Origin of the sequence: Martinezella dioscoreae, from assembly GCF_009176305.1 — a bacterium.
Taxonomy (GTDB): Bacteria; Pseudomonadota; Alphaproteobacteria; order Rhizobiales; family Rhizobiaceae; genus Rhizobium; species Rhizobium dioscoreae.
Genome location: NZ_BLAJ01000003.1, coordinates 284,509 through 295,755, shown reverse-complemented (window position 1 = coordinate 295,755; position 11,247 = coordinate 284,509). Strand labels below are relative to the sequence as shown.

Below are 11,247 nucleotides of genomic sequence, written 5' to 3'. Positions count from 1 at the left end.
CGGACGCAGCAGGCAAGCCGATGAACAGGAGAACACAATGACAGATGCGGCCCTTGGCAACGGGCAGGAGTTACTGGTTGAACTGACTGCCGACATTGTTGCGGCCTATGTCAGCAACCATGTCGTACCGGTCAGCGACCTTCCGAATTTGATTTCCGACGTACATTCCGCCTTGAGCAGCACCTCGGCTCCGGCACCTGCCGTAACCGTGGTCGAAAAGCAGAAGCCGGCCGTATCCGTTCGCAAATCCGTGCAGGATGACCAGATCACCTGCCTCGAATGTGGCGGCAGCTTCAAGTCTTTGAAGCGCCATCTCATGACCCATCATGGTCTTTCGCCGGAAGAATATCGCGAAAAGTGGGACCTCGCTGCCGATTATCCGATGGTGGCACCAGCCTATGCGGAAGCCCGTTCGCGCCTGGCAAAGGAAATGGGCCTCGGCCAACGTCGCAAGCGCGGCCGCTGAGAGTTCCATAACGACCTTAAAGATAACCCGGCTTTTGGGCCGGGTTATCCCCATGTTGGCTGCAGGAGCGGCCTATGCCGCGGCCCTGACACGAGCCTCTTCGCGAATGCGTTTGATCATCGAGCGCAATCCGTTGGCGCGCTGCGAGGACAGATGTTCCACCAGCCCGATCTTCCCGAAGACATCGAGTGCGTCGAGAGCCGCGATTTCCGAAGCTGGCTTGCCGGAATAGGTGGCTAGCACGATCGCCACCAGCCCCCGCACGATATGCGCGTCTGAATCACCTTCAAAGGTCAATATCGGATTGTCCGGATCGCCAGATGCATGCGTGACGAGCCAGACCTGGCTCGCACAGCCCTGCACCTTGTTTTCCAGAGTCCGCTTTTCCTTCGGCAGGTCGGGCAGCGCCTTGCCGAGCTCGATCACAAAGCGGTAGCGATCCTCCCATTCGTCCAGGAAGGAAAAGTCTTCGATGATCTTCTCAAGCGGTGTCATTGCAGCAGTCCAGATTGTCCATTGTCTTGGATATAGGCGAAACGGTGCCCGATTTGAACCCAGGACGACAAAGAACGCCACCGACCATGGGGGTCGACGGCGCTGAAGTTGGGGCCAATGGAAGAAATGTCAGATATGTGGGCGCGGCATCGGCAGCGGAATGGAGGACGGCAGCTTGACCGTGCCGGTAACGACGGCGTCGGCCGTTTCTGTACCCGTGATGCGCTTGGCCGGCATCGGCTGCGCCATGGCGGCAACCTGATCGGTGCCCGTGTGAGCCGTTGCGGCAGCTGCCTGCGGATTTGCGGCTTGATCCTTGAAGTGACGGCCGAGCATGTCGTAGGCGACGCGAGCGCCGTCGCCGACCTGATAGCCGAGCGCCGTCAGCGTTTCGCCGCCCTTGGCACAGACATCCGGCTTCTCGTTGCACATGGCGCCGACATATTGAACGACGCCCGATGCAGCCGAAATCGCATCGGAAACCTGCAGCGTCGCTTCACCTGCCGGCCGCGGCGCACCCTCGGGCTTTGCAAAGATCGGCAGGAACATGAGAACCAGCGAAAACCAGAACCCTGCTCTAATCAGAAACCACATCGCCTAGCCCCATCCTCTCTGTCGCTCGGCTCGATCGCCGATTCGGACTTGCCCGTCCGATCTGGTTCGAACCCTATCTGGCAGAGGACAACAGCGCTTTTCAAAACTCGGCAGCATTTTCTGCAATTTTGATTCAAATTTTAGCTTTCCGGCTTTTACCAGCATTTGGTTCAAATTGTAGCGATTGCTGTTAAGCATGTCTCGCCCTATCCGCCTGATATGCAGGGGTTTGCGGATGCAAGCCTTGCCGCAAAAGTTAACGCGCGGCAGAAATACGAATAAAATCCGTTGCTTACCCGCTGTTAACCACAAAAAACAAAGGTCCTTCATTCTGCGTCAAAACGGGATTTTGAGCCCTTTTCGGCCATCCTCAGCGTTCCTTCTTTATTCTTTCCTTAAGTCGGCGGGGCCTATTGTGCAGTCCGATAAGTGACCGTTTTGACGGGTTGTAGTGTGCGCGTATTGAGTGACATTTCTGTTGGGGCTGTAGCCCTCGTGGACCGGGTAGGCCGAAACTGGCTTTCCCGGACGAGCGGGGATGGCGAAGTCCGAGGGCAGGAATTGGCGATCCTGCGCCGGCTTGCGCTTGCTTCTTCCGTCGCGCTCTTTGCCGTTCCGGCCGGTCTTTCCCTCCTTACCAGCCCGGCCGTGGCGCTGCCTGCCGGTGTGGCCACGGTATGCGCCGCCTTCCTCTTTTCGGCCGTGGGCAGCATCGCGCTGTCGCGTCAGCGGCCTGCCCTGCACCCGGCAGAGGCCGTCGTCGTCGAGCACCGCGATCTGATGCTGGAGTCGGCCTTCGGCCTTGTCCTGCTGCTCGACCCCCAGGGCAATGTGACCACAGTCGGTGGTCGCGATCGTGCGGAATTTCTGAGCTGGATGCGCGACCCCGCCGGGCGTGGCTTCGTCGAGCAGATCCACGTCTCAGACAGAATCGTCTTCCTGCAGGCGATCGATGTACTGCGCCAGGGAAGGGATGCCCATAGCGCCGATTTGCGCCTGGAACGCTCGGCGGTTGTCGGCGGTGATGACCAGTTCGTCCATGTGCGCATGGAGCTGACCGCGCGCCGCGATGGCGAGGGGCGCCTGACGGCAATCGTCAGCCAGTTGCGCGATATTTCTCAGGACCAGCAGCTCCGCGAGGATGCGGCGCGCAAGGCGGCCGAGGCGGAATCGGCCAATGATGCCAAGTCGCGCTTCCTCGCTGCCGTCAGCCATGAGCTGCGTACCCCGCTTAACGCCATCCTCGGCTTTTCCGATATTCTGAGCGGCGAGTATTTCGGCAAGCTGGAAAATGACCGCCAGCGCGAATATGTCGGCCTGATCCGCCAGTCGGGTGCCCATCTTCTGTCGGTCGTCAATACCATGCTCGACATGAGCAAGATCGAGGCTGGCCGCTATGAATTGCTGCTCGAATCCTTCGCGATCGAGGACACCATTGCGACATGCGAAGCAATGCTCGGGCTGCAGGCGAAGGAAAAGGGACTGACGCTGACAAGCCGCATCCAGCGCGGCCTCGGCGAGATCGTCGCCGACCAGCGGGCGATCCAGCAGATCCTCATCAACCTCGTCGGCAATGCCATCAAATTTACAGATGCGGGCGGCGCGATCACCATCGATGCTGCTTTGGCCGATGGCATGTTGAAGCTGTCGGTCGGCGATACGGGCATCGGCATTGCCAGCGAACGGCTGGCATCGCTCGGCCAGCCCTTCGTGCAGATCCAGAACGACTACACCCGCCGTTACGCCGGCACCGGCCTCGGTCTGTCGCTCGTCAAGGGCCTCGTCGGCCTGCATGGCGGAAACTTCTCGATTGCGAGCGCGCCGGGCGAGGGTACGGTCATCACCATCCTCATTCCGTTCGACGGCTCCGGTGCCGTAACGATGCAGCAGCCTGTGGATGTTAATCGTCCTGTCGATTTTCCGCCGCGCCTGAAACATACTGTGGAGATAGATGAAGGGCGAAACAAGGAACTGATGAATGGCCCCGCAAAAGCGAAAATCGCCTAAGGGAAGAGGGAAGGGCAAGCGCAAGCAGCCCGGCCTGGCCTCCCGTGGTGCGGTTGCCCTTGGCAGCCTGGGCCTGCGCGGCAGCACCGCGCTGGGCGGCCTTGGCCTTCGCGGTGCAGGCGCGCTCGCCGCTCTGATCGGCAGTGCAGTCGGCCGTCATCCAGCCATTGCCGGCGGCGTGGCGCTTTTCTTCGGGGTTTTTGGCTTCGTCACCGCCAACGCGCTCTGGTATCAGACGGGCGCGCATCCATCGCCCATATTGCGCACCCGCGATCCCGCGTCTCCCTACCAGATCCCCGGCCGCAAATCCTTCCTGCACGCGCAGCAGGCCGATGCCGGCAATGTCACCACCTTTCGGATAGAAAGGCAGGATTCGGCTTCCAATTCCGCCACGGCACCCTCAACAGCACAGTCATCCAGCGCGCCGTCGAAACTGATTGCCGATGTACAGGCTGAACTCATCCGTCACGGCCTCTATGATGGCGCAGCCGATGGGAAGCCGGGATCGCGCACGACATCGGCCATCCTCTTCTTCCAGGAGGCGTCTGGTCTTCCGCAGACCGGTACGCCGACACCGGAGCTTCTTGCCGCCCTCAAGGCCAGCAATGCCGCTGCTGCACAGCCGGCTAGCGGCAGAGCGAATGCGACGGCTGCCGTCCCCGCCGAGCGCCCCGTCAACGTTTCCGCCACGGCGGATGCGATCGACCCGGTTGCTGCCGCCATACAGAATGCCGAAAAGAACTTGAAGACCGGCGCGGTAGCGGCGAAAGCAACGCCAAGCGATGCGGTTAACAAGGTCAATATGGTCATGCAGATCCAGAAGGGTCTGAGCAATATCGCCTATAGCAATGTCAGCATCGACGGCGTAGCCGGAGAGCAGACGAAGGCAGCGATCCGCCGCTTCCAGAAGCACTATCGCCTGCCGGAAACCGGCGAGCCGAATATGGCGGTCCTCAAGAAGCTGCAGGATATCGGCGCGCTCTGAAGCCCGCGGTACAAGCCTCTGCCGCAAACCTGGTGGCGACTATGCGCTGCAGGCGGCTTCAATTGCCTTGGCGAGCATGCATCGCTATAGCTCGGGCATGAGATTGCGCAGCGACATCTTTGTTTCCGCCCTTGTCCGCCGCTTGTTTGCGCGTGGGGATTTTGCCGCTGTCGAGCACAAGGGCGAGGAGCAGGCTGGCGCGATCTTTATCCGCCAACGTTTCCGCGATGGATCGGAGACCCTCTATGCGCCGGCACCGCAGAGCCTGTTCGATGAGGAGGAGAGCGGGAAGCGGCTCTTCGAGATCCGCATCGAGCGGAAGGAACCGCAGGAAATCCGCGAAACCCTTGATCGCGAGCTGAAATTCGATCCTGATTTATGGATCGTCGAACTGGAAACGGACGATATCACCGATATCGTCCCATTGGCCGGTTTCCGCGCCAATTCGCTGGATTGAGCCGTCCTTATCGACGGTTTGCCACACGCAATTCGCGGAGAGGACCTGATTTTGCCCCGAACAACGGCGCTGCAGGACGCAGCGCCGGCTTTTCCTGCGGCAGATAGGTATAGCTGTCAGCGCGACGCCATGCCTCGACGCGCGCCTGGCTCTCTTCCGAGTCGATATCATCGAGCACCAGCCATGCCCGGCTGACGCTGCCATGTCGTTCGGCCAGATGCGGATAGAAGCGCTCCAGCGAGTAGACGGCATCGGCGATGCCCATGCCGAGGCTGACGAGCGTGACGGCGAGCTGTTGCCCCGAAGTGTCGAGCAGGATGCGTTCAGCAAGCCAGTAGCTGGAGGAAAGGGCATCGGCGAGCGTCGTTGCGAATTGCACCGCATCGCGCTCGCGCGCAAAGCGGACGAGCAGCGCTTCCTGCGTCTCGCTAAGGCTGCGCAGACCGAGCCGGTCGCTGTCATCGCGGTTGAGATGGCGCGCAGCCTGTTTGATCTGCTGGCGCAGGATTTCTTCGCGTGACTGCCGTTCGGTTTCCGCCTCGGCCTGCGATGAAATTACATCAGCTGGCTGCTCCTGTACTGTCATGCCGCGTTCCGGCTCGGCCTGATGCAGACCGACAAGTGCGTCTATGACTTTGGGGGAAAGGGATGAGCGGCGGACGATTGCTCGGGCATGAGCGGCCCCTTGCGTGCGAGCGATGGTGATGAGTGTATCGTCGTCGATCGCCTGCGAACTCGTGAGGAACGGAGCGGCAATGGCGATCGGCTGACAGCCGATGAACAGGGCAACTGCCTGGGGCACGGTTTCACATTGGGAGAGGGCGGCAACCGCCTGCCGCTTTGCCTCGTCCGAAGATGCCTGGAAAACGGGGGTGAAAAGCTCGGCAAATTGGCGAAGTTCCGATTTGGACGGATGGCCCATGCCTTCGAAGCTGGTGATCGTCGCCATCAGAACCACGTCCTTCTTGCGGACAGTCGCAGGCTCTTCAAGGTCTCTAAACCGATCACGCACGCCAACACCCATACTGATACGCCGAACAAAAAAGCAGGGAGCCCGAAGGTCGACCATGGCTTCCGCTTTGCTTCGCTCCAGTCGAACGGAACGACTCTTTCGATAAAGAGAGCGTCCTCGATGATGACTGTCGAAACGGGTATGGACACGGTCGTCCTTATCTGGCTTTCGCCAAAGACTAAGGCCGGCAGGGTTAATGGTTCGTGAAAACTTTATTAAAATCCGAATAAAAATTGCGCGTTAAGCTTGCGCGAGGAGTGCAGCGGCTTTTTGGCCGCATGGACGGCAGTTTGGGGCGAAAGCGGACCTGTGGAAAACCTTTCTGGGCATAGGTGCTTACAGGCAAATTCAACCTATGAGTGCTTCTGTTGTGGAGATAGTCAAAAGCGATGTCACTCGCTGCAAAAGCGGAGATCCGGCTTCTTGATGCAGGTGGGATTCTTCAGATGCCCTTATGCTCGCGCAAGGCTGCGAGCAGCTTTTCCGAGGTGTTGTAGCCGGATTGAAAAAGGCCGATTGCCGCCGTGGCCGCGAACTGGGCTTCCGTGCTTCTAATATCGATCCGCTTTTCCAGGCACCACCCATCCAGCGCATCGCGCAAGACGGTGACGTCCTCCGGTGAAAAGACGGAACTGCCCGCCGCAAACATTGATTGCCCTCGAATTACGACCTTACATTACGTTAATTTTTCGTGAGCGCAAATAATATTTGTGTGACGCTTTTCTGCAACGTGGTATTCGCGCTTTCCATGTGCCCGCCGGATCGTCTGTTGAGTTAAGAGCATGATATTGCTCGTTTTCGTGGCAAAAGCGCGTTCCGCAATTTTTCAACAGCCGATGAAACCAAAGCCGCCGTCACGGCGTTAATAGAGCATGACGAGCGATGAGAATTAGCATTCTGTTAACTGCGATATGTCTGAATTCCGCTTGAAAGCAGCCATTGGCAGAATGTGATCGAGTGTAAAGACAGCATGGAAGCCGAAAAATCGGTGCTCATGCCACGGTGTAAGGGAAATGCCGTGAGAAGGCGCGGATGCCTCCATTGAAGCCCAAAACAAAGGCTGGAATGGAGGGGAGCGTTAGTCCGCTTCAGTGGCGGGCAGGGTGAAATCAAGTCGCAGGTTCATCCGTCTCGAGACGTTAATGGAGACGAGAATGGCAAAGATCATATCTCTTTCGGGTTGGCGATTGCGCCTGCCGCCGCGCGCCCAGAAGGAACCGGTGGAGGCAAAGATACTATTGTTCACCGGCGTACGTTACGAGCATCTTGATACGCCAACGCATCGCCCCGGGGCAGGCCCGAAGCGGGCAAAGGGAAAGTAAGCGCTTCAACATATGCGAGTGCGTGGCGAGTTTTCGCGCCTGCCAGTTGTCGCTGCAATCCAGCCGAATAGCGCTTGCTGGCGCCACTCGCCACGAGCCGTCAGCTTCCCGCAGTACAATTCTGGAGCCGGGGTTTTCAGCCAAAGATTTTAGCTCCTAAGATCTCAGCTCCAAAAGATCTCAGCCATTGTCGAATTCGTCACAGCCGGCCTCGGAGAGAAATTCTTGCGCCGCATCGTCGAAACTTGCTTGCGGCGCCATGGTGCGCAGCACCGCATAGCCTTGAGCCCGCGGCACTTCCACCAGGATCGATTGGGCAAGCGCGGGTGGCAGTGCCTTGCGTATGCCAGTTAGCTGGACAGGCGATGCAAGCAGCAAATCTAGCGTTCCGCCGACCGACGTACGGTCGCTCATGCTGAACACTTCATTGGATGCCGCGTCATAGATGGCAAGCGACCAGAACGGCACCTTGCCCTTCGCGGTCAGATGAACGGGCGTATCCTCGATGTCGAAGGCGCAGACGGCCGTGCGGATGTAGGGATCGATATTGGAAAGCCCCGCATCGTCATCTTTGTTGTCGAGCATGTAGAAATGATTTTCGTCACCCTCGTCCGATACACGCGTATAGGCGTCCCGATCGGAGAAATGCGGCAGCGACAGAATGATGATGATATGCAGCAGCACCGCGCCGAATAGGCCGGTGAGGATCGCGAAGACGAATCTAAACATTGCCGCATCCGATCTTCTCGAGTTTCGGCATGCCGAGATCGATCAGGCCGGAATTGCTGGCCGCCGGCGAATCCAGGAGCGTCCATACCAGGCGGAAATTGCCAGATGGCGGCAGGGCGAGCCAGTTGCCCGCCTGGGGACTGGATGAAACCGTGATGTTGAAGGTCGAATCCGGCTTGCGCAGCACCACCCAGGAATTGATGGTGGAAGGGCGACCGGCAGCATCTTCGATCGGCCGGCCGTCATTGCCGGCGATAAAGAGGGTCCAAAGCCTTGCCGGTGGCGTCTGGCCGCTGATGCGGTAGGTGCAATTTGCGGTCAGCCGCGCTTTGCTGTCATCGTCGGAGGCGGTAAACACCAGCCCCTCGGCTGTGCCGTACAGCAAACGCCCCGCGCGTGCTCGATGCGATTTCGCATAAGGGTCCGCATCCGCCGTCTGCGTTTCGGGGAACGCCTGCCAGGCGCCAAGCTTGATCGCGCCGAAGCCGGAGGTGGCATCCAACGCCAGAAGCGTGAACACGATACCGCCGCCAAAGGCGATGACAAGCGAAAGCGCAACAAGAAGGGGAACTCGGAACACCCTAGGATCGTCCTCGTGACAAATCAGTGTCGATTTATTCCTGATTCTGGCGGTAGGGGGAAGGGCAAGCCACTATTTACGGCTGTCTTGGGAACAATAGGCAAGATCGGGAACGGCAGTGGGCATCCAAAACGCCGGCTTCCATCCTTCAATTCGACGGCAGGTTTGCCGCCGTCACCTGCCTCGCGTTGCAGTACAGTTTCCGGGAGGGTTGGTCACTCAGGCGCAGTCATGCTGCGATGCTCCGCCGTCGCCACCTTCTGCGCGCCGAGCGGTGTCGCCGCCTTCAGCCTTTCGCCGATATCGCGCAGGATATTCGTGGAGTCTACCGAAAGCGAGCGCGGGCGCACCAGCGGCGGCAGGGCGCTACTGGCGGGGTCGGCGGGCTTCTTGGCCGCAACTGTTTGCGGCTTCTGCACGGGGAAGGGGTTGGTGATGCCCGGGATCGGCTTCAGCACGATGCCCTGATTGGCGTAATCCATGATCTTCTTGAAGGTCATGGCCGGCAGCGTGCCGCCCGTCATGTTGTTCGTGGAGGTATAGTCGTCATTCCCGAACCAGACAGCGCAGGTGTAGTTGCCGGTAAAGCCGATGAACCAGGCGTCACGATAGGCCTGCGTGGTGCCGGTCTTGCCGCCGACCACGATGCCGTTGTCGAGGGCTGCTTTGCGGCCGGTGCCGATCACGGGAACCTGCGTCAGCATCTGGTTCATGTATGACGTGGCTTTTTCGCTCAAAACCCGCTTGGCTGGCGCCTCGTCCCGGCCGAAATCGTAGAGCACCTTGCCGTCATAGCCGGTGATCTGCTCGATGCCGTGGCGGCGCGACTGCATGCCGTTGGCCGGAAACACCGCATAGGCTGTCGCCTGATCGAGGACGGTTACTTCCGATGTGCCGATCGGAATGGTCTTGTCGTTGCGGATCGGCGTTTCCACGCCCATGGCCTTGGCCATGTTACGGATCGGCTGAATGCCGAATTTCTCCTTGGCGAGCCGCACGGGGATAGTGTTGATCGATTGCGTCAGCGCCTGGGTGAGCGTCACCTTGCCTTCGTAGCGGTTTTCGTAATTATGCGGGCTCCAGTTGCCCCAGCTGATCGGCGCATCGACGATGGTGGAGGTGGGCGTCATGCCGTTTTCCATCGCGACCGAATAGGTATAGATCTTGAAGGACGAACCGGGCTGGCGCAGCGCCTTGGTCGCGCGGTTGAACTGGCTTTCGCCATAGTCGCTGCCGCCGACCATGGCGCGCACAGCGCCGCCATTTTCGATGACGACGGAGGCGCCCTGTTTGGCCTTATAGCGCTCGCCGAACTCCATCAGGCTGGATTGAACCGAATCCTCCGCCGCCTTCTGCAGCCCCATATCGATGGTGGTGCGCACGATCAGCGAGCGCTCGGGGAACCGCGTAGCAAGCCTCTGCACTTCATCGAAGGCCCAATCGAGGAAATAATCCGGGGATTCGATCTGAGCTCGGTCGACCACCGAAGCCGGGTTGCGTCGCGCGGCGATCACTTGTCCCTCGGTCATCAGCCCGCTTTGCACGAGATTGGACAGCACGTCGTTGGCGCGGGCGCGCGCCGCCGGCAGGTTGACGTGCGGCGCATATTTTGCCGGCGCCTTGAAGAGGCCGGCGAGCATCGCGGCTTCCGCCAGATTGACGTCAGTGATGCTCTTGCCGAAATAGAATTGCGCCGCCGCCGCTGCGCCGAAGGTGCCGCCGCCCATATAGGTGCGGTCGAGATAGAGGCTCAGGATCTCCTTCTTGGAGAGATTGGCCTCGAGCCAGATCGCCAGGAAGGCTTCCTTGACCTTGCGTTCGATGGAGCGCTCATTGCTGAGGAAGATGTTCTTGGCAAGCTGCTGCGTCAGTGTCGAGCCGCCCTGAACGACGCCGCCGGCCTGCGCATTGACGGTGACCGCGCGGAACAGGCCGATGACGTCGATGCCGAAATGGTCGAAGAAGCGCCGGTCCTCGGTCGCCAGCACCGCCTTGACGAAATAGTCCGGCAGCTGGTCTACCGGCACGGAATTCTCGTGAATGATGCCGCGATGGCCGATGACGTTGCCGTAGCGGTCGAGAAAGGTGACGGCGAAATTGCCGCGGTTGCGCCAGTCGCCCTGCGTCGCCTCGAAGGCCGGCATGGCGAGCATCAGCATGACGACGGAGCTGGCCGTCCCCAGCGTCAGGCCTTCACCGAGCAGTTCGAAAAAGACGCGTTTCCAGCCGCGAACGCGGAAGCGGCGGAAGAAGATGGTGATCTCCTCCCATGCCTCGGCGAGACCGAAGCCTGCATTCCACAACGTGGAGTCGATCCATGAATCAAGGCGCAAAAAGAAATAGCGCTTGCGACGCCGCGGCTTCTCGGCCCCGTTATCCTTAGGCGTCTCGGGCTCCATCTTCGGCCCGTTTTCTGGATTGGATGGGTCTTCCACGCTCTACTTCCCGACCACATTACTGCCGCGTGTCTCCTTGTGGCACACGCAAAGCCCATTATCTCATAGAACGGCTAATTGAATAATTGGTTGATTTAGAGAAAAGAACAAGAGACATGCATGCCGCAGCCCGAATTCCCTTTGCCGGGTGGCGAGGACGACGAT

At 59.6% G+C, this 11,247-nt stretch carries 12 protein-coding genes; 5 read left to right on the top strand and 7 right to left on the bottom strand.

Annotated features, from left to right (window positions below; translation table 11 throughout):
* Positions 1 to 37: 37 nt before the first annotated feature.
* Positions 38 to 466 (top strand): Ros/MucR family transcriptional regulator, encoded by a 429-nt coding sequence (locus GDN47_RS13230; RefSeq protein ID WP_069616071.1) that lies wholly within the window; start codon positions 38 to 40, stop codon positions 464 to 466.
* A 72-nt stretch (positions 467 to 538) separates the two neighbouring features.
* Here the strand turns inward: GDN47_RS13230 and GDN47_RS13225 are convergent, their stop codons facing one another.
* Both GDN47_RS13225 and GDN47_RS13220 read right to left on the bottom strand, forming a co-directional pair.
* Positions 539 to 961 carry a SufE family protein gene (locus GDN47_RS13225; protein WP_113330792.1) on the bottom strand — a complete coding sequence of 141 codons (423 nt, stop codon included), beginning with the start codon at positions 959 to 961 and terminating at the stop codon, positions 539 to 541.
* Between the two features lie 129 nt (positions 962 to 1,090).
* Complete coding sequence (locus tag GDN47_RS13220) at positions 1,091 to 1,555, bottom strand: DUF5330 domain-containing protein (RefSeq protein WP_113330793.1); 465 nt, start codon at positions 1,553 to 1,555, stop codon at positions 1,091 to 1,093.
* A gap of 453 nt (positions 1,556 to 2,008) precedes the next feature.
* On the opposite strand from GDN47_RS13220, the gene GDN47_RS13215 reads away from it, so the two are divergent.
* The 3 genes from GDN47_RS13215 to GDN47_RS13205 all read left to right on the top strand — a co-directional run bounded on the left by GDN47_RS13215 (position 2,009) and on the right by GDN47_RS13205 (position 5,004).
* On the top strand, positions 2,009 to 3,562 hold the full coding sequence (locus GDN47_RS13215; RefSeq protein ID WP_152093536.1) for a sensor histidine kinase: 1,554 nt from the start codon (positions 2,009 to 2,011) through the stop codon (positions 3,560 to 3,562).
* Positions 3,534 to 4,547: a peptidoglycan-binding domain-containing protein gene (locus GDN47_RS13210; protein WP_152093535.1), complete on the top strand. Its 1,014-nt coding sequence runs from the start codon at positions 3,534 to 3,536 to the stop codon at positions 4,545 to 4,547. The genes GDN47_RS13215 and GDN47_RS13210 overlap by 29 nt, the downstream gene beginning before the upstream one ends.
* 97 nt (positions 4,548 to 4,644) lie before the next feature.
* A complete protein-coding gene (locus GDN47_RS13205) occupies positions 4,645 to 5,004 on the top strand; it encodes a DUF1491 family protein (RefSeq protein WP_113330848.1) in 360 nt (119 codons plus the stop codon).
* A 7-nt stretch (positions 5,005 to 5,011) separates the two neighbouring features.
* Here the strand turns inward: GDN47_RS13205 and GDN47_RS13200 are convergent, their stop codons facing one another.
* Together GDN47_RS13200 and GDN47_RS13195 are read right to left on the bottom strand one after the other, a co-directional pair.
* Positions 5,012 to 6,016 (bottom strand): DUF2336 domain-containing protein, encoded by a 1,005-nt coding sequence (locus GDN47_RS13200; RefSeq protein ID WP_173002494.1) that lies wholly within the window; start codon positions 6,014 to 6,016, stop codon positions 5,012 to 5,014.
* Positions 6,017 to 6,458: 442 nt separating this feature from the next.
* A complete protein-coding gene (locus tag GDN47_RS13195; RefSeq protein ID WP_113330796.1) occupies positions 6,459 to 6,665 on the bottom strand; it encodes a hypothetical protein in 207 nt (68 codons plus the stop codon).
* A gap of 505 nt (positions 6,666 to 7,170) precedes the next feature.
* Between GDN47_RS13195 and GDN47_RS32005 the strand changes: the two genes are divergently transcribed.
* Positions 7,171 to 7,338 (top strand): hypothetical protein, encoded by a 168-nt coding sequence (locus GDN47_RS32005; protein WP_173002493.1) that lies wholly within the window; start codon positions 7,171 to 7,173, stop codon positions 7,336 to 7,338.
* Positions 7,339 to 7,518: 180 nt separating this feature from the next.
* On the opposite strand, the gene GDN47_RS13190 is transcribed toward GDN47_RS32005, so the two are convergent.
* The 3 genes from GDN47_RS13190 to GDN47_RS13180 all read right to left on the bottom strand — a co-directional run bounded on the left by GDN47_RS13190 (position 7,519) and on the right by GDN47_RS13180 (position 11,082).
* Positions 7,519 to 8,067, bottom strand: a complete 549-nt coding sequence (locus GDN47_RS13190; protein WP_152093534.1) for a DUF1254 domain-containing protein — start codon at positions 8,065 to 8,067, stop codon at positions 7,519 to 7,521.
* Complete coding sequence (locus GDN47_RS13185; RefSeq protein ID WP_113330798.1) at positions 8,060 to 8,647, bottom strand: DUF1214 domain-containing protein; 588 nt, start codon at positions 8,645 to 8,647, stop codon at positions 8,060 to 8,062. The genes GDN47_RS13190 and GDN47_RS13185 overlap by 8 nt, the downstream gene beginning before the upstream one ends.
* Positions 8,648 to 8,862: 215 nt before the next feature.
* Entirely contained in the window at positions 8,863 to 11,082 is a 2,220-nt protein-coding gene (locus GDN47_RS13180) for a transglycosylase domain-containing protein (RefSeq protein WP_113330799.1), read from the bottom strand.
* Positions 11,083 to 11,247: the final 165 nt, after the last annotated feature.